The sequence below is a fragment of the Pilosibacter rotomagensis genome (genome assembly GCF_045062245.2).
Taxonomy (GTDB): domain Bacteria; phylum Bacillota; class Clostridia; order Lachnospirales; family Lachnospiraceae; genus Pilosibacter.
Genome location: NZ_CM170323.1, coordinates 1,287,032 through 1,309,396, shown reverse-complemented (window position 1 = coordinate 1,309,396; position 22,365 = coordinate 1,287,032). Strand labels below are relative to the sequence as shown.

18 protein-coding genes and 1 tRNA gene are annotated in these 22,365 nt (G+C 38.8%); 2 read left to right on the top strand and 17 right to left on the bottom strand.

Going from position 1 to position 22,365, the window contains the following annotated elements:
* Positions 1 to 597 precede the first annotated feature (597 nt).
* From ACI3EW_RS05810 to ACI3EW_RS05800, 3 genes are read right to left on the bottom strand one after another with little or no spacing between them, the layout of a single operon-like run.
* On the bottom strand, positions 598 to 5,370 hold the full coding sequence (locus tag ACI3EW_RS05810) for an SMEK domain-containing protein (RefSeq protein ID WP_405579715.1): 4,773 nt from the start codon (positions 5,368 to 5,370) through the stop codon (positions 598 to 600).
* 40 nt (positions 5,371 to 5,410) lie between these two features.
* Positions 5,411 to 6,043, bottom strand: a complete 633-nt coding sequence (locus ACI3EW_RS05805) for a PDDEXK nuclease domain-containing protein (RefSeq protein WP_243022204.1) — start codon at positions 6,041 to 6,043, stop codon at positions 5,411 to 5,413.
* The gene (locus ACI3EW_RS05800) at positions 6,040 to 6,348 is read right to left on the bottom strand and encodes a DUF1016 N-terminal domain-containing protein (RefSeq protein WP_483880001.1); all 309 of its coding nucleotides are present in this window, start codon (positions 6,346 to 6,348) and stop codon (positions 6,040 to 6,042) included. Before ACI3EW_RS05800 ends, ACI3EW_RS05805 begins: the two co-directional genes overlap by 4 nt.
* A 298-nt stretch (positions 6,349 to 6,646) precedes the next feature.
* On the opposite strand from ACI3EW_RS05800, the gene tnpC reads away from it, so the two are divergent.
* Positions 6,647 to 8,101 (top strand): IS66 family transposase, encoded by a 1,455-nt coding sequence (gene tnpC / locus ACI3EW_RS05795; protein WP_118529547.1) that lies wholly within the window; start codon positions 6,647 to 6,649, stop codon positions 8,099 to 8,101.
* On the opposite strand, the gene ACI3EW_RS05790 is transcribed toward tnpC, so the two are convergent.
* The 9 genes from ACI3EW_RS05790 to rlmD all read right to left on the bottom strand — a co-directional run bounded on the left by ACI3EW_RS05790 (position 8,094) and on the right by rlmD (position 17,042).
* Complete coding sequence (locus ACI3EW_RS05790; RefSeq protein WP_118529546.1) at positions 8,094 to 8,372, bottom strand: DUF1016 N-terminal domain-containing protein; 279 nt, start codon at positions 8,370 to 8,372, stop codon at positions 8,094 to 8,096. The two genes, tnpC and ACI3EW_RS05790, sit on opposite strands and share 8 nt — an antisense overlap.
* Positions 8,329 to 8,604, bottom strand: a complete 276-nt coding sequence (locus tag ACI3EW_RS05785) for a hypothetical protein (RefSeq protein ID WP_015528556.1) — start codon at positions 8,602 to 8,604, stop codon at positions 8,329 to 8,331. The genes ACI3EW_RS05790 and ACI3EW_RS05785 overlap by 44 nt, the downstream gene beginning before the upstream one ends.
* 89 nt (positions 8,605 to 8,693) lie before the next feature.
* On the bottom strand, positions 8,694 to 9,041 hold the full coding sequence (locus ACI3EW_RS05780; RefSeq protein WP_118529545.1) for an RNA methyltransferase: 348 nt from the start codon (positions 9,039 to 9,041) through the stop codon (positions 8,694 to 8,696).
* Positions 9,042 to 9,148: 107 nt separating this feature from the next.
* A complete protein-coding gene (locus ACI3EW_RS05775; protein ID WP_118529544.1) occupies positions 9,149 to 11,014 on the bottom strand; it encodes a hypothetical protein in 1,866 nt (621 codons plus the stop codon).
* 158 nt (positions 11,015 to 11,172) lie between these two features.
* The gene (locus ACI3EW_RS05770) at positions 11,173 to 12,030 is read right to left on the bottom strand and encodes a macro domain-containing protein (RefSeq protein WP_118529543.1); all 858 of its coding nucleotides are present in this window, start codon (positions 12,028 to 12,030) and stop codon (positions 11,173 to 11,175) included.
* Positions 12,027 to 12,635: a hypothetical protein gene (locus ACI3EW_RS05765; RefSeq protein WP_118529542.1), complete on the bottom strand. Its 609-nt coding sequence runs from the start codon at positions 12,633 to 12,635 to the stop codon at positions 12,027 to 12,029. The genes ACI3EW_RS05770 and ACI3EW_RS05765 overlap by 4 nt, the downstream gene beginning before the upstream one ends.
* Positions 12,636 to 12,788: 153 nt before the next feature.
* Positions 12,789 to 13,979, bottom strand: coding sequence for a recombinase family protein (locus tag ACI3EW_RS05760; protein WP_118529541.1), 1,191 nt, complete (start codon positions 13,977 to 13,979; stop codon positions 12,789 to 12,791).
* A complete protein-coding gene (locus ACI3EW_RS05755) occupies positions 13,976 to 15,565 on the bottom strand; it encodes a hypothetical protein (protein WP_243022201.1) in 1,590 nt (529 codons plus the stop codon). Before ACI3EW_RS05755 ends, ACI3EW_RS05760 begins: the two co-directional genes overlap by 4 nt.
* A gap of 178 nt (positions 15,566 to 15,743) precedes the next feature.
* Entirely contained in the window at positions 15,744 to 17,042 is a 1,299-nt protein-coding gene (rlmD, locus tag ACI3EW_RS05750; protein WP_405579703.1) for a 23S rRNA (uracil(1939)-C(5))-methyltransferase RlmD, read from the bottom strand.
* 154 nt (positions 17,043 to 17,196) lie between these two features.
* Here rlmD and ACI3EW_RS05745 point away from each other — a divergent pair, with 154 nt between their 5' ends.
* Complete coding sequence (locus ACI3EW_RS05745) at positions 17,197 to 17,793, top strand: prolyl-tRNA synthetase associated domain-containing protein (protein WP_118529540.1); 597 nt, start codon at positions 17,197 to 17,199, stop codon at positions 17,791 to 17,793.
* 222 nt (positions 17,794 to 18,015) lie between these two features.
* Here ACI3EW_RS05745 and ACI3EW_RS05740 read toward each other — a convergent pair whose 3' ends face one another.
* From ACI3EW_RS05740 to nifU, 5 genes are all read right to left on the bottom strand, one after another.
* Positions 18,016 to 19,038, bottom strand: a complete 1,023-nt coding sequence (locus tag ACI3EW_RS05740; protein WP_405579699.1) for a GH25 family lysozyme — start codon at positions 19,036 to 19,038, stop codon at positions 18,016 to 18,018.
* Between the two features lie 592 nt (positions 19,039 to 19,630).
* Positions 19,631 to 19,720: transfer RNA gene (locus ACI3EW_RS05735), tRNA-Ser, on the bottom strand.
* Between the two features lie 84 nt (positions 19,721 to 19,804).
* The gene (locus tag ACI3EW_RS05730) at positions 19,805 to 20,842 is read right to left on the bottom strand and encodes an N-acetylmuramoyl-L-alanine amidase family protein (RefSeq protein WP_405579696.1); all 1,038 of its coding nucleotides are present in this window, start codon (positions 20,840 to 20,842) and stop codon (positions 19,805 to 19,807) included.
* Positions 20,839 to 21,915: a tRNA 2-thiouridine(34) synthase MnmA gene (gene mnmA / locus ACI3EW_RS05725; protein ID WP_405579693.1), complete on the bottom strand. Its 1,077-nt coding sequence runs from the start codon at positions 21,913 to 21,915 to the stop codon at positions 20,839 to 20,841. Before mnmA ends, ACI3EW_RS05730 begins: the two co-directional genes overlap by 4 nt.
* A complete protein-coding gene (gene nifU, locus ACI3EW_RS05720) occupies positions 21,915 to 22,355 on the bottom strand; it encodes a Fe-S cluster assembly scaffold protein NifU (protein ID WP_021904779.1) in 441 nt (146 codons plus the stop codon). Before nifU ends, mnmA begins: the two co-directional genes overlap by 1 nt.
* Positions 22,356 to 22,365 lie beyond the last annotated feature (10 nt).

The following is a 22,365-nucleotide window of genomic DNA, read 5'->3' as shown; positions in this document are numbered from 1 at the left end:
TTTCCGTCTCATCCAAATAATCAAGAATTCCATCCGGCCACTCAGGTATGTTGTCCGCTTTTTTCTGCGGTAAATCTTCCTCGACCGCTACGTCCAATTCTTCTGTTGCGTCAGTATGCACTTTCTCTACTACTTCTTCTCTACCCTGTAAACTACACTACCAGCTTATAATACCTCAGTGCCTCCATGATATATTCCCTTTTCTCTGGAGTACATTATTTTATCTCAGGAGCCTCTTTCTTTGAAACATTATAATTAGGACGCATATCCAATTCACAATCCCGTTTTATTTCTGCTATATAAGCAGTATGCACCTTCACCCCATGCTTCTCCATGATATACTTTTTGATATTCTCATAAGTTGGTTTCTGTTCCTTATACTCCTTATGCATATCAGGACTAATAGGAACTTCCATCTCAACCTGGAAGTCTCTCTTTTTCTTTCCTAAGTCACTTTTTTAGTTAAAAGAGCTACCGTCTCAACTGTATTACCACTTTCCCACAAAATCTAACCTTGACAATACCATCCACAAATATCATTTAGCGAACATGCATCTCTTATTATATTTATTTCAGATGAATAATAACCTGCATCCATTAATGAATCCTAAACTCATCCAAAATAACAGCCGCCTGCTCATAATTTAAATTGATCAATATTTCAAGTATATCTTCATATGCTTCAATAAGTTCTTGATCCTGTTTAATTTTATCACTATATGTAATAAAGGATTTAAGGATAACCAACTGTACTATTGCTTCTTGTTCTCTTATTGATTTTTTAAATTTATTTACCTCAGATTTTGCATTTTGAAAGCTATTTCTAATAGAAATTAATATTTCTGGCAGCAATTCATCCATATGCATTTGGTAAATCGTTCTCAACAGTTCCTTTATGTGATATTTTCCATACTTTGTAAATTGCTTATTCAAAAATTGCTTATCTACGTATGAATAATTTGTTTTGATTTTACTCCAGTCTCCCGTGCAATATCTCGTTACAGAAAGCATAAGAGATTTATATAACTGTATTCGAACATACTCCTCATCAATGTCATTTACTTTTTTCTCAATATATAGAATTTTCTTTTTACATATATTTCTTCTTTTTGAGTCAACATATGAGTCAAAAAATTCACATAAAAAATTGCCAAAGATATCTTGATAGAACTCAATTGTATCTGTTGTAAATTTTGTAAAATCAATCTCTTCAAATAATATATCGATTGCCATTTTTGCATCATCTTGGGTTTGAATCATTTCCCGCTGAAACAGCTCTATGATTTCATGTTCTTGGTAAACATCAAAAATTTCGTGAGCATTATAATTTCTTTTAGTATATTTCCAAATATCAATCACACATAGCAAAATTTCATGAATAACCATTCTAAAAGATTCATTCGTAAAATTTAGGCCGCAATTTGCAACATAGCATATTGTAGATATATCATAGTTACTCATATCAAAAACATCTATCTCTAAAGATTCTTCCTGCAGCAGATACCTATCTATTATCTCCTCTTCGCGACTAGTATAACAATTTCCATCATCATCTTTGATATAATGATCTATTCCTGACAACTTAGGTTGCATATTAGGATTAAATATAAACTCCTTATCTTTCTTACTCACTTTCAAATAATTAGCATTATATTTTTGATGTTCCATCTGATCTTCAGATAATTTAATAATTGTATTAAATACCGCTTGTGCCAAAGTCTCGTGATTAGCTAAATATCTCTTCACGTATTTAGCCATTTCATCAATAACACCATGTTGCCCCTTATACATCAAACAATCCAACACAATTTTCTTTATTTTATTTTTTATCCCAATAGCAACGTCATTTTCCAATTGATTCAATAAAACTGGCATAAGTGCAGTATCTGCCAAAAAGCTTCTATTAGAAAACAATTTCTCTATTCCGTTAATCCATATTGTGCAAAACTTTTCCCTTTTCTCATTTTCTAATTCTTGATGATTTATTGCACTAGCAATTAAAAGTATCAAAAGATTTTCATATTGAAATGCCATATCAGTATCCTTCATCAATTCTAAAATAACTTTAATTGCATCAAGAGTTGATGGCAAGTCAATCTGCCCAGACACCTTATTATCATTACACTTTTTAATCGCCGCATTTAATCTCTGCTTAGGTTTATTGAATTCTTCTTGTCTTAGAACAATTTTTTCTGCTTCCCCTGATATTTGGGGTTCTAACATAATTATATTGTCGGTTATCTTGGTTGCTTTTGCACCACGCATATCCATTTTTTGAATCTGTAAATAGTCCTGTGCATTTTCTGCATCATTTTTTATAATTGAATATAAATAATCAAGAATTCCATAGCATTTATCCTGAACCATTGAATCAAAATATATCTGTGTATGAGATACATATTCTTGTATACTCAAATCACATTTTTTATCCAACTCATATCTATCTTTAAGCTCAGGTATCCCCATGGTCTTAAGAATTTGCCTTTCGAGCAACTCTTTTGTCGGATTTTTTTTGTATAACATATATCTTGTGGTATCCCAATGAACAAGTTCTATGCTTGTAGCCAAATCCAAAGCATAACCCGGTAATTCGTTTTCAAAGTGCATTCCTATACTCTCAATGATTGTAAGCAATACTATATTATTTGATTTTGAATAAATAGTTTCTTTGACATAATTTGCAAATGCAACAGTGAATTCATGATCCTTTTTACAAATCTCCAAACTGCTTATTATAGCCTCTTTAAGACAAAAAATAACATCTCCTATTAAGGTAGGTACATTGTGATCTCTAATCCCTGCAAGCCACATGTTTCCATTTCCCCAATATTCCTTTATTGCATTACTCTCACTAATTTTTACTTTGATTTTTATTACATATTCAGGATTATTAGTTGCATATTCTAATATTGCCCTATTTATAAATTGAATTGCCCAATGAAATCCCACTTTAAAATTCAATCGAAACAGATTCCATAAAAATGCATTCTCGTACACTGTTCTATATAAATAATTATAATGTTCAGCTTTCTCACTTAATCCATATTCAAAACCCTTAGACAGTCTATCGGCTCTATAGAAATCAAATTCCTCTGCATCTACTTTTCCACGTAACCATAGTATATCAGCTATCGAACACAATTCGCTTGCTAATCCAGTTACCAAAGCAGGATAAGCATTCTTCAATGTCCATTCCATAATATCTTCTGACTTACGCATACTTTTTCTATTTCCATTAATATAATTATTAATCAATGTATTAAAAAACTTTTTTAACCACTCTTCTGAGTTATCTGCCATTCGATAAAGTGCTTCCAAGCAAGACGATATTTCATCTATGATTTTATAATAGTTTTCTTGCTCAGATTCCTGCAACGAATATTCCACATAATATTCCATCATAGCGCATGCATCTGACGCAATAACTGCCACTTTATCTTCTTGTTTCGCATAATCCAAGCATAACTTAACTATATCATCTCTTTCGATTATATTTTTCTTATATATTTCTTCGTTTTTCAAAAGTCGAATAATACATGGTCTTCCATTACCAATTGGGGACAATTTCATTTGTGGTGATTCTTGTCTAATATGTAATAACTCACCTTCAAATGCGAACAAATTAATATTCTTCACAAAGTCGAACAACATGCCTTGTTCCAGAATCTCCGACCCTTGTTCTTCGAAATAATTATCACAAAACCTTGACTTAACAATTCCAATTTCTGTTTGCCTTTTCCAACTTTGCGGAATCTCATCAGAAAAAGTAAGGCTATATAAAAACTTATCTCTATTTACCTGTATAAACATTTTATTTGAAATCCAAATCTGATACCGTCTATACACACATCGCCCAAGATTTTCTATTTCATCATAGAAGGTCTTATACTTCCCTTTGCACAAATCAAAAGCTTTATCAAAATAATGTTCAAAGCAAATATCCTCGAAAATATCATATTTCAGTCTAATATAATCTCCTTGTTGAGCAATTACACCTTCTGAAAGCAATGCATGCATTATGTCTCTATCTATATCGTCCTTATGAATACCCAACATAAATTTTCTAGCTCTTTCAAACACAATCTTCTCAACAGTTTCAATAACTTTGTTACTGAGTATGCCATACATTCGAGATTTTTCCTCCAAACATATTATGTTTTTCCAAATATATTCTCTTAGAGAATTTTCATCACCTATATTATCAATATCCATCGAATTACTAACTATCAAGTTTATATAAAAGGGCGATTTTAATAAATCAACATATGAATTTGTTTTATACATTTTATGAATAATCGGATATTGCTTCATAAGCAATGCAAGTTCATCTTCTGTTATATCGCCAACTTCATAAATTTTTATTGAAAAATTTGTTTCCAGTTTAATAAAAGCATTTTTATCACTCGTTCTACAAGATGTTACTATGTACACATTTTGATATTCTTCCGCCATATCATACAAATACTGTAATAATTCAAATTTTGTTTCGGCACAGTCCGCAATAAACTCGAGAGCATCAATAAAGAATATTAATTTCTTTCCATTAATACACTCTAAAACGTCTTGGATACAGCAACCCCAAATGTCGTCAATATGACTTTCTTCCAAAAATCTTTCAGCACGAGCATATAAAACCAATTTTTCATTTTCAACATATTTTTTGCATAAAACAGATTTACCGCTACCAGCTCCACCTTGTATTGAAATATATCGCTCATTGTCTTTTGTTATTTTTTCAAGAAATTCATTTCTATCGATTTCATACTCTCCGTTAATCAATCCTTCAATATTTTTCAACCCTAAATTACTAAGTTCCAATGCACCTTTAAATTTTCTGATATTAATATTAAAGTTCTCATACTCATCCTTTAATACCTTGTATAATTTCTTCTGAAAATTAAGATCATTTTGTGCTTTAGTTATAATATCATTTGTAGTAATCAAATTATCTTTAATAGTAAATGAAATACTCCCAATTTGATTATCCCCACTATACTCTCTCATCTTATCAATACTATTATTACTAAGTACAAAAAATACAATATTCTTTAAGTCCGAGCATTTTTTATCTTTTGAATCCCTTATCTTTTCCAATGTGGTTTTTATTTTTGTTGGTACATCTTGTACAGTACTTACCTGCACTAAAAGTTCTCTGTTTTCTGATATCAAATCTACATATGGATAAGTTGCCGTCTCGTCATTCAGATTACTAAACTTCTGTCCGAACCATACATTACATACCTCAATTGCAAATAACTCAAACATTTTTGCAGCATCAAATAATCCGTTTTTATTTGCCATTTTGATTTTTTCATCATATGAAGACATATATTCAATTATGAAACCCATTCTTTCGTTTGAATTCAACATATATTCAATGCTCCTTATCCGTTAGTTTCTTTTAAAATATTTACCTGAGTTCATTCTCAATTTCTTCTATCGTTGGCATAGAAGCTCTATATTCCACAGGCAATAAATTTGACAACTTATACTCAGATATTCCTATCGGTTCTTTTGAACTATTTACCGCATATTTTGCAAGGATATTATTTTTGCTTTTGCATATAATCAGACCAATTGTTTTTGCATCAAAATCTGTCTTGACCAAATCATCCACAATATTCACATATGTACCAATCTGTCCAATGTCTCTCGATGTAAAAGCTACTATTTTAACTTCAACAACAACGTAACAATGCAAATACAGATGATAAAATAAAAGATCTATTTTTTCCTCTGTTCCTTCAATCGGTATTGTATATTCTCTTCCAACAAAAGCAAACCCTTTTCCAAGTTCCATAAGAAATTTTGTGATGTTGTCCATCAATGCGTCTTTTAACTCTTTCTCACTATAATCTTCTCTGATTGCTACGAAGTCGAAATTATATGGATCCTTTGTTATTTCCTGTGCAAGGTCGCTTTGTGGTTCAGGCAATGCGTATTCAAAGTTTGAAATTGCTTTTCCCTGACGCTCATATAAATCGGTATCAAGATAATTTAAAAGTACTGCCCTTGACCAATTATTTAAAATCGTTTTCTTCACAAAAATATTGATTTTTCCCTGTCCAATTTACATTTATCAATGATAGCTCTATGATGTCCCCACGGAATCGAAAACAATTCTTTATCCGATAAATCTCCCACAAGTTGTGGAACATTTATTGAATCCTCTTTGCTCTTCAATTCTTCCACAAATTGTGGAAGAATTGGATCACTGTACAATTCATAAAATTTCTTCATATATCTGAGATTCGAACTTGATAAGCCTTGAACCCCTGGCAAAATTGTTCTCATATCTTTACTTAAATGTAACTGTTCAGAACCCCCTTCAGGTTCGTTGCCAGTTATTGTGCAAAACAGAGAATCGAAAAATCTTTTTTACTCTGATTTGCTGTTACTCTGTGGATAAAAGTGATGAATTTTTACTTGTATATCAGTCTTGTGGATAATCCTCAACTACCTACCTTTTATCCGCTTCATTTTCGTCTTTGGAGGCGATATTGAATATATTTGTAAGCATTTGCACCTTCAAATTTAATACTTATCCACCGTCATTTTGCCGAATGGATTTTTCGACAGATTCGCTTTTTTACAGCGTTTCCGCTATAATAAAAATGCAAAATCTAGCGGAAAGAAGGTGGTTTGAATGCCCGTTAACATCACAGAAGAATTCGTTCGCCAGCTTATGGCACAGATTGATTTTCTCACGAAGCAAAACAGCACATTAACAGCTACAATTGCCGAGCTGAATCAAACCATCAAAGAGCTGAAAGAACAACTAAACAAAAACTCCAAAAACAGTTCCAAGCCACCTTCCTCTGACGGTCTTAAGAAACCTGCGGTAAAAAAGAACCGAAGCCTTCGTGAATCTTCCGGGAAAAAGCAGGGCGCTCAGCAAGGTCACAATGGTGTCCATCTTTCTGTCATCTCCAATCCGGATCACACCATGGAACATATGCATTTTGACTGTAACGGATATCCTTATCGCGAGAAATGTCTGGATAAGGCTTGCATAAAAGAAACCCGTCATGAGATTGATGCGGTTGTGACTGTAGATGTCACTGCGCACAATCTTATTGAAATGCGCGAATGCCCTTTGCATGGTGGCATAAAAACAGGATCATTTCCTAAAAACATAAAAGCAACTGTCCAGTATGGCAAAAATCTTCAGGCGATGGTTGTGGCTTTCAATACGGTTGGTGCAGCCAGCATCAATCGCACTCATGAAATCCTGTCCAGTGTGTTTAATATTCCATTAGCAACGGGAACCATCAAAAACATGGTAACCCGCTGTGCGGAATCACTGAAAGATACTTATGAGCAAATCCGTCTGAAAATGATTACGCTCGGACTGATCCATTGTGATGAGACTGGTAGCCGCGTAGATGGAAAAACCTGCTGGGTTCACGTTGCATCCGATCAGAATTACACATATCTGACCATAAATCAGAAACGTGGTCAGGCTGGCATGGATGCTGCGAATGTACTGCCGCATGCCAACGGGATCATTATGCATGACTGCTGGAGTTCTTACTGGAAGTATCAAAATGTGACACATGCCATCTGCTGTGCGCATCTTCTCAGGGAATTAAACGGTGTGATTGAAAATCATCCGGAGCAGACATGGGCAGTCCGTTTTAAGAAGCTTCTGCTCGATATGAAAAAGGTGCGAGATAAAGCACTTCTTTTAGATAAGGATGAGGTCAGCTACTATCACCGCCATAAATTTGATATGGAGTATGATTCCATTATCAAAACTGCATATGGGGAAAATCCATTCCCCGAAACTCCTGCAAAAAAGCGCGGTCGCACGAAAAAGAGCAAAGTATTAAATTTGATCTGCAGACTGTATAATTACAAGGAATCAGTCTGTCTGTTTATAAAGAATCTCTGTGTACCATTTGATAATAATCAGGCGGAACGTGATCTGAAAATGGTAAAAATAAAAACCAAAGTCTCTGGATGCTTCCGAAATGAAGAAGGTGCACAGGAATATCTTACAATTATGAGTTATATCGGATCAGCTCGCAAGCACGGAATAAATGCTTTCACAGCTATCCGCGAGGCACTGAACGGAACCCCTGATATCATTTTCAACTAACTGGGTTCTGAACAGTTACACTTAAATTAACAAAAAATCCACTGCCCCACTTACTTTCAGCCGACTTTTCTACAATATCTCTTCCTATAGACCAATAGAAACCAATCATTTCCTGATTAACAGAAACAGATGCCTTAATCTGTCTCTGTTTATAGCGTTTTCCTATGTCCTCAATCCACTTCCTATACTCTTCATCCATTTTTATAAGTTGATTCATGTAAACCCTTTCAGAATTCTGTTTTTTCCCACATCTCTTTATAGGCATTGACATAAAAATTTATACATCCAGGATATGTGTATACAAATCTTCTGCACAACTTTTTATACAATTCCAGCATACTCGCATCATCTGCGAAATCTAATAAGTAATCGAGACAATGAGACAATTCTTCTTCTGATACCTCTCTGTTGCACAATTCCTCCACTATGGGTAAATATATTTCATATGCCTGCTGTCTAATCTTGTTGAGCTCAATTACCGCGCTAAATATATCATTTCCCATTCCATTTGACCTCCAAATAACTGATATAATTTCTTCAATAGTTATTATAATCAAAGCTCACAGTAAATAACATATAAATAACGCTCATATTAAATCACCCCAAAATGTTTTAATGCATCCTTTATCGCTTCTACTTTCTCCGCCGTCGGATGCCTTCTCGGCTGTTTCAACTCTTCTACCATATTAGGTGCATCATACATCGGCAATCCTAAATTTCTTTTTACCTCTGCGATATATGCCGTATGTACTTTGAAGCCATATTTTTCTTCAATATATTCTTGTATCATTTTATATGTAACCCTTGGAGCCGGCTGATATTGCTTTGCCCGCTCCGCAATTTTATCTAAAGGTACCTTTTCTTCACCTTCTCCAAATTCAACTTTCACATCTATATGGCTATCTGGTGACTTGTGGGACAAGAGCACGATGCTTTCCACATGCGGTGAAAGTTACTTCTTATACTAAATAGCGAAACCGTCACCTTTTGCGAAAAGGTTCATACCCTACTTAGGGGGATAGCCTTTACCCCTCTTCAAACAATAAATTAACCCTCCGCATGTAGTTGCATAGTCTCCATTGTTTTGCTCACTTCACTTACCAATGGTAACGTTTGTCTTTTATTCTTTGCGATATATTCCTGCATTGCTTTTACTCTGGATTTAAACTCTTGCTTAAGCTTAATATGCGGAATTTCCTGCTCATCATACGATTGAATATATTTCAGAACATAATCCCAAAAATTCTCATTCGTCAAGTACTCTCTCAATTTGTCACGTAATTCAATTACCCCGGCATATTCGTATGCCGCTTCATAATAAGGATTGAATATCCAATACAACTCCTGATGAGAATCGCCATATCCAATAAAATTATTCCTACGTTTGAGAACGTTACTATTTAATAAATTTAATAATTTTTCATGAATCTGTTTTTCTGTACATTGACCACTAAAGGAAAACTCGAGCCAGCGTACAGTATTTTTAATATATTCAACCGCTTCATTCGTGTCTGAATGTTTTTCCAACAAATGTATTACATACTGAAGATCCAATAACAACTCAAAAGAAATTCTTTCATACTCTTCTTCTTTAAAACAATTTCTTCCATGAGCCACTTTATTACGAATCATGCTGTTAAAGTAAAACTTAAAGTATAATGCTGCCTCTTCTAATCCCATACTTGTATCATTCTTTTCCATTTTACTTTTCAAATCATCTTTTTCGAACAAATCAAATTGTCCATCCAAACGATTCTGGATATTGGCATCTACAAACATATCATAAAATAAACCTTCAATTTGGATGACAACCAAATTCATAAACACAACATAATTTTGATTCTCAAATGAATCAATAATCGTATTTAAGATATTTTTCCGGTCTTGCAAACAGTACAAACCATCTATTTTCTGCCTTAAATACTCTAACACTTGCTGTTCTGAAATATGTTGTTTTAATTCCTGTATATACTTATTCAAATCCTGTGTTCTCAGGTTTATCCATTGATCGCTATCTAAAACCTTTGCTCTTTTTTCTTTACATATCTCAATCAATTCATCTAATCTATTCCAATATGCACCATTACCATTCTGATAATAAAACTCTTCTATATCATCTAAAACTTTTCGCATCTTAATCATATAGAAAGGCTTATATATTGATTGCACTGCATTTTTCCAGGATTCCAAACATACGTCATAATTTTCAAAATTACTTTTATAGTCCTTCAATCCACCACTATCTTCCTGCGCTACTTCGATTGCTATTTTTCTCAATGAAAAATAGGGATCTTCAGTATCTAAGAAAATAGTTCCTTCAAAATATGCTTCTATTTTTTCTTTTGCATACTTAAGCATTTCTCGATAGACATAATTTTCCTGAATCGAATCAAATAGTGTATTGTATTCATTTTCTATCTTTTTCAAATCCTTTAGAATACTTTTGTTTACATTATTTCTTGCTTGTAATTGATTTTGCTTTTTTATTAAACTACCACAACATTGAGGATGTTCCTTGTCTATTTTTATAAGATCATCAATACGCAACATCTCATTCTCTATTTCTGCAATAATAGAATAATATTTATTTTTTATTCCGTCATAGTTTTGCTCAATTTTCTGATATTCGTCTGCTGGATATGTTTTAAACCGTATAACATGCTCACAAACTAATACACACAATTCTTCATAAGTGAGTCTTGAATATTGCTCCTGACTATAGCGTAAATTCATGCAAATAATTTGTTTTATCTGAGTAATATCAACTTCTGCAATTTCTTCCAGGAGCATATTTATTATAACATTACCAATTACTTGAAAATCCCTTTCTTGAATCATCTGCACTTTTTTCGCTAAACACTGTTCATCATGCAAACAATCCAAGACCTTTATATATAATTCTCGTTCGATCACTACCAATCGCCCTCTTTTCTATCTCTAACTATTAAATAAGCTTCTCAAATATAGTATATATTTTACCATATCACCTGTTATTTTACCATCTGCCAAAGAGCAAGAAAAAGCCGATTCGGAAATGCTACAACTCCCAATCGGCATTTTTTTAACTTGCATCATGCTTGCGAATCGATTTTATCCAATGAAAAATCCTCATCTCTTCTACATATAATGCGCAACTTACGAGGTGATTTTATTTTATGGGAGCTTAATTTATAAGACCAAATTATCATATCAAGCAATTCCTGCTGAGGAATAGATGCACCTGAGCCTCCGTCAAAGCGAGTTAATCCAGCTCCTAAAATCGGTATACATACATCTTTCTGCCCATAATACTTATCTATTTCTTCCCATAATACCGATAAGCAATCCAAATATTCATCACGTGTAAAAAATCTACCCAATCCATTTTTATCCAGTTTAGCAAATGCCAGCAACAGGTCATCCCCATTCGGTACTATTCTCCCTGATTCATACCGTTCTTTGCTCTGATATTTCGATTTAGTCTTAAGCGGCTTTAGCTGTGAGTTTGATAACAGTGATTGAATATTTAGATTCGGATTTGCAGTTAAATATTGCCCACAAATCGAAGTCGGTTTTATATCAGCAGGATTAGTGCCAACATGTGTTGAAAAACATTCATCAAAATTAATTACTCTTTTACATTTCTTCATTTTGAGCAAATCGCCATATTCTACTGTAATTTTATAATTGTTCCCTTTTATACTAACTTTATTTCGCAAAAGTAAATACGCTTTATATCCAAACGCTGCAATAAACCAAACAATTACAAAAGTAAGTACACGATTCACGATAATATTGATTTCTGAAGTATAGCCCTCTATAGTGAATTGTTTAAGAACATCTTCTGATATCAATATAACCTTTCCAAATATAGCTTCCGGAACGAAAGTAAAAACTGCCGAAATGATAGCAAAAGCACAAGCCGCACTTTTCTTTAACAGATCAATCAAAATCCAAGCACCTCTTTTATGTATGAATAATCTCCTACTTTATCACCTCGATAATTTGTTGTCCAGAAAGGTCTTGCGCTATCTTCATAATTCTTCATATAAGAAGGAAGCCAACCTGATTCTTTTCGAAGAGAATTATAAACCACAATAATTGTTTTATTTTTCTTCTCAGTCTGTTTAAATTCATGTTTCAAGTATGAATATGAATTAATGCATCCCACATCATCGTTTTCACCAGGAGTAGAAGTAAAAAATACCTTACATGGTTTCGTACCATTTGTATTTTGTTTATAAGGTGTACAATTACAAGAACTTTGATCATTGCCAGAACGCTTACAAGCACTCCCTGCTGTACGCAATGCAGTCTTATCTCCAACAACAAAGATAACTGCAGATGAAGCATTAATTTGTCTGTTAAATTCTTGTTTCAAATCGCATATGCGGCAATCAGGATCTTTTGAAACGCTCCCTGATGCTACTTTAGACATATCAATAAAATCAACCTTATGAAGATTATCACATCCCCATTTGTTCAACTCTTCAACGACATCACGATCACCATCGTATTCTGCATAATCTGCACTTATATATACTTGCTTACTCATATTGATCTATCCTCCTTTATTATTGTTAGCACTCTCGTTCATTGAGTGCTAATTTGGATTATATCACTAATTATAGAATATTACAAGTAACCAATACATAAATCTACTAAAAAAAGCCGATCAGGAATCACAACTCCCAATCGACATCTTTTCTTACTCCTCTTCATTTTTCCATTCAATCTCCGTTCCGTCCAGGAAGACCACCAACAATGTTCCATCTTCAAAAACCTTGATGTGGTCCAGTGTTTTCAGTATGAAGTCCGTATCCATCTCCGTCAAAGGCTTTGCCCCATCGGTATATTCTATGAACTTCTCCGCCCGATAACTTTCCAAGAGGTTCTCGCTCTGCAGCTGTTCCGTCCACTGCTCCATAAAATCCTCTCGGTTCTCCACCAATGCGTTCCAAGCCATCAGATAAGCCTTTATCAGCGTTTCTTCCTCTACGTGGCGGTTGGCACATCCCATAACTCCTTTGACCTTGTAGCGTTCACTGCATTGCCATACCTTACGGTCAACTCCCGTACTGCTCCGCCAGCCTTTCCGTGCAAATACTTTATTACAGTCTCCGCAAATTATCTTGGAAGCAAATGGATTGCTTTCCGGCCGGTGGGAATAGGAGTTTGTCCCATGCTCCTCCAGATACTTTTTCCTGCGTTTTATTTCAAGCTGTACACATTCCCATATCCGCTTTGAGATGATGGCATCGTGATCATCCTCCACATAAAACATCTGAATTTCCCCTTTGTTCTGTGTACGTTTCTTGGTGAGGAAATCCACCGTATAACTTTTCTGCAGCAAGGCATCACCCTTGTATTTTTCATTCTCCAACATACTCATTAAGGTTGTGGACTGCCACTTCGTACCGCCATCCCATTTTTTCACACCTTCCCGTTCAAAAATCCTCTTGATGTAATCGGTTGTTTTTCCGTCCATGAATTCCTGATACAGCCGAACCACAATCGGCTCCTGTGTCCTATTGATTACCATCTTCCCCGTTTCATCCGTATCGTAGCCAAGAAAACGCTTTGTACTCATTTTGTGCTTCCCTGTCTCAAACCTTCTGCGGATTCCCCATGTGCAGTTCTCTGAAATGGATCGGCTCTCGTCCTGTGCCAGTGAGGAAAGAATGGTAAGCAGCACTTCCCCCTTTGCATCGAGAGTATTGATATTTTCCTTTTCAAAAATAATCCCTATCCCCAAATCTTTCAACTCTCGCACATAGTTCAAGCAATCCAGCGTATTTCTTGCAAATCTGGAAATGGACTTGGTAATAATCATGTCAATTTTCCCTGCCCTGCAATCAGCAATCATACGGTTGAAGCTTTGTTTTTGAAACAGCCTCATTTTTGAATCTTTATAGTTCCTTTTACAACTTCCTCAATATACTTTGAAGAAATTTCATAATCAATGGAATCCGGAATTTCTTTAAAAACTAGCACTGAAGGAAATGCCATTACAGTATTATGCTTGAGATAATTGATATGGAATATCAAAATATCTACATCATCTCTTTGATAATACTCATAACAAAAAATTCTATTTAACTCTTCTGAATATTCGTCTTTGTTTCTATTATAATGTTCTTGCACCGATGGTCTGTTAAATGGATTTTCAGTAAACTTATAATCCATTCTTGGTTTTTCTGATGGATATCCTGTATATTCAACAATAACATCATTGCATTTAATTTTATATGCATATCCTAAAAATCTCATTTCCAATATATCTTCAATGATATTAATTTCTGGAATGGCTATATCTTTCGTTTTGCAAATATGATTTTTCTTAATAATTATTTTTACGTCAATATCTTCATCAAATGTATTTCCAACATTAGCCACAGTTAAATCCACTAACCCTTGTTGATCTACTTTCCCAAAAAAAGTCATATATTCATTATAATCAACAATAGCCCAATACAAATCTTCTATGGTTTCGTAACGTTTTTTCTCTTCCTCACTACCTTCTAAAGTTGTACCACCACCTCCATAAAAAGGAACAATCAAAGATACCCTTTTTTTGAGATTTCCAACATTCCAAAAAAATTCTTCAATTTCTATACCATTCTCATTAGCAAATTCACAAATAATAGTTTTCCATTCATCAGCAATATCAGCATCCATTATTTTCCCTGACATTAAATCCGACTTTCCTAACAACTTATTTAAATCAGGTGAATTGATTAATAACGAGTTCTCTTTTTTTTCAATAGCTTCAGAAGGTTTTTCTTCTCTAGCTTCCAAATATCCTTGCTGCAACAAGGTAATTTTTGAAATAATACTTTTCTTTTTATCCTTTACCAGTTTGCATTCAGAAAATTCAGAATACTCCACAATTGCATCTTTATCTTCCTGCTGAGATGCCGCCTTAATTTTAAGAACTGGGCTTGCTTTTTTTTCAAATGAGTTTTTCCCACCTACCGCTAGTGGTAAAAAATGCATCCCTAAATGATTCGTAAATAACTGTCGTAATTCCTGTTCATCTCTTACTATAAAATAGATTCCTCTATCTTTGTACTTCTCTTTGAATGCTTGCACTTTCTTATATTGTTCCATATCTACACTAGATGGATTTACAGGTGCATCCAAAAAATACATGAATACTTGTTTATTTGAAGATAGCATTTCTTCAATTTCTTCTTCTGTTCCTGAACCATATCTATCTGTCGGTGTACCAAATTTTGTCCAAAATATAGCAACTGCTGCATCACACTCCCGAACAAATTGTTTATTCAGTAGTTCCTGTGGTTTGTCCCCAGATTGCGGATAACTATCTGTTGACCAGTGCTTTGTAACAATTTCCATATTATTAATATTTCCATATACTCTATTAAAATTACCCACACATTCTCTAATAATATCCGTAAACTGATTCACATCACCCGGGCATGAAATTAACAAATCATATGCAGTAATTCCTACTCTCGGCATAAAACTTATTCCTCCTCTGTTACTTTTGTCTCTTTTGCGAAAAAGTATCCTTTCGCCAAAATATATATCTCCCATTTTCCCAAGCCTATCCCCTGGGGTAAACATCCGATTATATCATCACTCTATGGAAACAGAAACACACATCCATTTTTCTTCCAAAATCGCAGAAACCTTTGATTTATTGGGATCTTCTTGACAGAAGGCAGACTGTTTCACAGTGCCCGGTCATCGGAAACTGATCCACCGCCCAGGCCTTCTCCGCCCGATATCCTTTCTTCTTAAAATACGCTAAGTCTCTCGCCAGCGTCTCCGGATTGCAGGAAACATACACGATGCGGTCCGGGTTTAAGATCGCGACGGCGTCCATGAATTCTTCGGTGCTTCCGCTTCTTGGCGGATCCATGAAGACAACGTCGGCGTGGGCATTCTGGGATGCCATCTGGACCATGAATTTTCCGGCATCGTTGTTGTAAAAATGGATATTTTTCTCACCGTTTACCTTCGCGTTTGTGACTGCATCCCGGACAGCGTCCTTATTTAACTCAACGCCGATCACTTCTTTTGCCGCGGATGCCGCAACGATCCCGATCGTTCCAATCCCGCAATAGGCGTCAACGACCAGTTCTTTTCCGGTAAGACCTGCTACCTCGATCGCCAGGTTATAGAGTTTCTCCGTCTGGACCGGATTGATCTGATAGAAGGATTTTGAGGAGATCCGGAATTTTTTCCCGCAGAGAACATCCACGATAAATCCCGGTCCGTAGAGGACGTGCTCTTTCTCTCCGAGCACCATGCTGGTGTTTCGGTCGTTTACATTCTGGACCACGGTCGTGATCTCCGGATGGACTTTTCTCAGCGCTTTCACAAAGTTATTCTTCGAAGGGAACACCGGCGATGCCGTGATCAGGACCACCATGATCTCCCCTGTCGCATGGGCTATTCGCACCAGAACATGGCGGAGGAAGCCATATCCGGTGTCCTCATCAAATACCTTCATCTTGAACGACGGAAGCAGTTCCCGGATCGTTCCGATGATCTCATCCGCCTTTTTATTCTCGATCAGGCATGTTTCTACCGGCAGAACCGTGTGGGTTCCCTCTTTGTAGACTCCGGAAATGATCCTGCCTTTCCGATCTCTCGCCATCACCGCATGAACCTTATTTCTGTAATGGAACGGATCGTCCATGCCGATGATCGTCTCGACCTTGCAGAACGGGCGGAGAAGGTCTGCAACCTCTTTCTTTTTGTGCTCTAGCTGCTTCTCATACGGCATGTCCAGATACTGACACCCGCCGCAGGATTTAAAATGCGGACAGAGAGAGTTCTTTTTCCCCGATTTCCCGCTATTCTGGTCTCCCCGTGCCCGGGTATTCAGCATTTCTCCGGATTTCCGGTTTGTTCTTCCGTTCCCGTTTGTCCACTCTTTCTTTTCACTCATTTTCTTCATCTTCTTATCCCGGTTTTCTCTATTTTCCATCTCTTGTTTTCTCCATTCTCTTTTTCTATCTTTTATCCGGCTTCCCCTTGATTCTCCCAATCCATCTGATTATAATATCACATAAAGTATATCTTTTTTCCCCGAATTATTCTACATGATTTTACATAAGTTTAGACAGAAAGGACATACACTCATGGAAAACACATGCAATCACGACACTGCTCAGCCAGCTTCCACTCCATCCCCTGTCGCCGAGACAGGCCGTCCGAAAGATTGTTCCGGACGTCTTGAGACAGAGATCCGCACTTACGATCTTCTCGACTCCTTGAATATCCCCTACACCCGCGTCGACCACGAAGCCGCATTCACGATCGATGCCTGCAACGGTGTTGACGAGATCCTCGGGATCCACATCTGCAAGAATCTCTTTCTCTGCAATGCGCAGAAGACAAAATTTTATCTTCTTCTGATGCCGGGCCACAAGAAATTCAAGACAAAAGTCCTCTCAAAGCAGATCGGCTCCGCACGGCTCTCCTTCGCAGATGATGATCACATGAAGGAATATTTAAAGCTGACTCCCGGTTCCGTCAGTGTGATGGGACTTATGAACGATCCGGAAGGTCATGTAAAACTTCTGATCGACTCCGATGTCTTAAAGGACGAATCTTTCGGCTGCCATCCATGCATCAACACCAGCAGCCTGAAGATCAAAACATCCGATATTCTCGAAAAATTTCTCCCGGCCGTTCACCATGAACCGACGATCGTGGATCTTCCTTGGGAAGAGTAAAAGAAGAACAGGAACATGGCTCCTCAAAAAGTCTTGTTCCTGCTCTTCTTTTTCCTTTATTCTTTATCCTATATCCTTTTGCTGAACGCTATTCTCAGACTTTCCGCCGGACTCGCGGTACTTTCCCATGTATGGGAGATTTCTCTTGCCCGGCAGAATCCTTGTCCTAACTGCCTGTCCGCCAAAAACGGAAGCTGCAGGTCAGAAAGGACCTTTTTTCCCTTACTGCATCACACCGCTCGCATTGAAGGTATAATCCACACCGTCAATGTTCTTCGTTGTTCCTGTCACCATCGCACCTAACTCTGCAGGATCAAGATAGTACCAGTAGCCGTCCGGATTTACCCAGCCGCTCATTCTTCCGCCATCGCGGTAGAAATACCATTTTCCGCCTTCCTGCTTCCATTCACCGCTGTCGATCGCGGTTCCCTGTGCAGCCTTCGGAGCATAGTCTTTATATGCGAATTCCAGGCAGACATTTCCGTTGATCCCGTTTACGCGCCCTTTATCTGTGCACTGCCAGATCGTACGGCCCTGATACTGTCCGTCCGCGCCATATCTCGCAAGCCAGAGATCATATTTGATCTGGTTTGTATCCATCTCGTTCGTAAACTTGCTGTAATCACTGTAAACGATCGGGGTATATCCGGCCGCAGCGATCGTGTCACAGAACGCATTTACCACATTTGTCAGATCCTGCACTGATAAATAGTCCAGAATATATTTTGATTCCACATCCACGGCAACGGGAAATTTTACCGCATATCCGGACATCTTTTCCAGAGTATATTTTGCTGCCGCTTTTGCCTCATCGACGGTCCGGGTCTGGAGGAACACATACGGGGCCGCCTGAACTCCGTTTGCGGAAGCCCCTTTCATATTTTTCTCATAATATTCGTCCATGGTATACTGTCCTTCATATCCAAAGGATCCCATACGAACATACGCAAAGGAGACATCATCCGCTGCAACCTTCGCCCAGTCGATATCGCCCTGCCATTTGGAAACGCTGATGCCGCGAAGAAGCGCCCCGTCCATATTTTTTCCATTCGCGTCTACGTAAACACCGTTGACCTTTTTCCATGCACTTGCCGGATCACTTGTCGTGGTATCCGTGGAGGCCTTATTCTGGTCCTCGTATCCCGGTCCAACCGGAGTCTCATCCGCAAAAGCTGTAAAACTGCCCTGTGTGATCATAAGCGCTGCGAGAAGCGCTGTCATATATCGAAATTTTTTCTGAAACATTCTAAAACCGCCTTTCTCTTTTCATACGTCTTTTTTCCTGCCAAAAGTCATAACCTTGAGGCTTCTATCATCTGAATATCGATCGTAAACTGCATTCTCCATCCAATGTCTCTCCAAAGCTTCGGCATAAACATCCCTTTTCTTTAAGACGTACCAAGTATACTACAATTTCCCTCTTTTTTTATTAAGAACTTCTTACGTTTTCGTTGTCACACATATAAGACTTTGTGGCAAAATTCCGTCCAAACCATAGATGCGGACACATTGGCAGATGTTCTGCCAGGAAAAGCATAACATTTTCCTATCTGGTCGACAAACGGTCGATTTCATACATAAAAAGCTGTCCTCACCGGACGGCCTTTTCCTCACGCCGAGCGCGATCGCCTGCGCCAATTTTCTTCTTCCACAAGTGCATCTCATTGGCACATCGTGCCCTTTTGCTTAACAGAAAATTCCCTGTTAAACAAATGAAAACACGCTTCGCGAGTTTCCCCTTATTATCGCGACAGTCGCCAAGGTCTCGCGCAAGTGCGGACTTTGACCCGTTATTCGCGTAAATAAGAAAAACCCCTGAAAAATCAAGGGTTTCGAGCGGAGACGGAGGGATTCGAACCCTCGTACCGGGATGAACCGATAAACGCATTTCGAGTGCGCCGCGTTACGGCCGCTTCGCTACGTCTCCGGATTGTCTGCTTTTTGAAAAAGCAGACTATATATTATTATACATATTTTTTTCGATTTGTATAGAGGATTTAAAAAATTTATTTTAATTCCCCTCCGCAAAATAAGCATCCACCGCCCCGGCGATCCCGCTCGCGATCTTTCCCCGGTAGCCATCGTCCTGAAGCCATGTGTCCTCGTCAGGATTGCTTAAGAATCCCATCTCGAGCACACAGACCGGGATCTCGCACCAGTTGATATCGGAGGAGCTGTCCGTCTCCTGGACGCCTCGATTCTTCGTTCCTGTCGTCCCGCAGACGGTATCCACGATCTTTTTGGAAAGATTGTAGCTCTTGTCATGAAGAGACGCGTTGTAAGGGTTCTGGGCTGTCATACAGGTTGCTAATGCCCCATAGGCACCAGAGTTGTCCATGGAATCCGCGTGAAGCCGGATCAGGATATCCGCGCCGCTCTGATTTGCTGCGACGGACCGCTCCGCGCTGCTCATGTTCACATCGTTGCTCGTCCGGATCATGACGACATGGTATCCGCGGTTTGTGAGCTCTGTCTCAAGCTTTTTTGCGACCGCAAGAGTGACCTCATATTCAGGGACGCCGCTCGCCGTTCCAACTGAGCCTTCCGGCATCTTCGCCTTCATCGTCGAAGAGGACGGGCCAATCGGCTCCTTGGAAGTATTGGCTTTCGCCTGGTGTCCCGCATCGATCGCGACGGTATGTCCGTTAAACGGAACTTCCGGAGCAGTCTCCGCGTCATCGTTCGCCGCGGCTGTATAAGCCTCCGCCGCTGACTCTCTCGCTGCCGCGACACTCTCCTCCTCCGACATCTCCGAAGCCATCTCCTCTGATTCGGAGACCGATTCCGCATCCTGCGAGCTTTCGGCCGCCTGATCTGCGCTCATCATCTCCCCGGCAGGATTGCCCAGTGCCTGAAGATCAGCTTCATCGGAATTTTCCGTTCCCTGTTCCTCGCCGGATCCGCTTTCTGACTCCGCTGCCACAGTCTCGCTGCTCAGATCCACCGCCTCATATTTTCTCGTCCCATTGCAGCCGGAAAGCACCAGTGCAAAAAAGACCGCAGAAATAAGGAATCGGAGGAGTCCGTTCCCCTTTTTCATCCTGCTCATAGGATCGTTCCCCCTCCGACTACACATTCATTTTCATAAAATACAACTGCCTGTCCCGGCGTGATCGCACGCTGCGGCTCTTTAAACCGGCATTCCACGGTTCCGTCCGGGAGTTCCCTGATGATACACGGAGATCCCTTGTGGCTGTAGCGGATCTTCGCGAGAACTTCCCATTCCCCGCCGTGAAGTCCGTCGATCGCCATCCAGTTCACATCCTTGCAGACCAGATGGTCGGAAAATACATCATTTCCTTCGCCGATCACAACCTCGTTCGTCTCCGGGCGAATTCCTGTGACAAACACCGGATGGCCCATCGCGAGGTTTAAGCCCTTTCTCTGACCGACCGTGTAATGAGTGATCCCCTTATGTTTTCCAAGGATCACACCATTTTTATCCACAAAGTTTCCGCTTCCCGGAACACTTTCGGCTTCCCGCTCGATAAATCCGGCATAATCATTATCCGGAACGAAGCAGATCTCCATGCTGTCCTTCTTCTTTGCCACGGCAAGTCCACGGTCCTCGGCGATCTTTCGCACCTCGTCCTTCGTGTAATCACCGATCGGCATCAAAGTTTTGGAAAGCTGGAACTGGGTCAGGTTATAGAGCGCGTAAGTCTGATCCTTCGCCGCCGTCACGGAGTTCCGGATCGTATAACGGCCGTTCGGAAGCTGGCTGATCCTTGCATAGTGACCGGTCGCGATATAATCGGCTCCGATCTCAAGGCTGCGCTCCAAAAGCGCCTCCCATTTTACATAGCGGTTGCAGGCAATGCACGGATTCGGTGTCCGTCCGTGCAGATACTCCGCAACAAAATAGTCAATGACATTCTTCTGGAATTCTTTCCGGAAGTTCATAACATAGTAGGGAATTCCAAGGGTCCACGCGACACGTCTCGCGTCTTCCACCGCGCTGAGTCCGCAGCATCCGCCGTTTTCCTCAACGGTACAGGAATCCTCTTCCTGCCAGATCTGCATGGTGACACCGATCACATCATAGCCCTGTTCCTTTAAAAGACAGGCCGCAACCGATGAGTCCACGCCTCCTGACATTCCCACCACGACTTTTTTCTTCATTAATATTCCTCGTCCTCTTCATGCTCACTGATATCGGACACCGGCTTCTGTAAGCCTTTGATCTCGATATGGTGCTTTTCTGCATAATCCCAGAGTGCTGCATGGATCGCTTCCTCGGCAAGCAGGGAGCAGTGAACCTTTACCGGCGGAAGTCCGTCAAGTGCTTCCATAACTGCCTTATTAGTTACTTCCATCGCTTCCTCGATCGTCTTTCCCATTACCATCTCGGTCGCCATGCTGCTTGTGGCAACGGCAGCACCGCAGCCGAATGTTTTAAACTTACAGTCACGGATGATATGTGTCTCGTCATCAATGTCGAGATAGATTCTCATGATATCGCCGCATTTTGCGTTTCCGACAGTACCTACGCCGCTGGCGTCCTCAATTTCTCCCATGTTTCTCGGGTGCTGGAAATGGTCCATTACTTTCTCTGAATACATTATTTTTCCT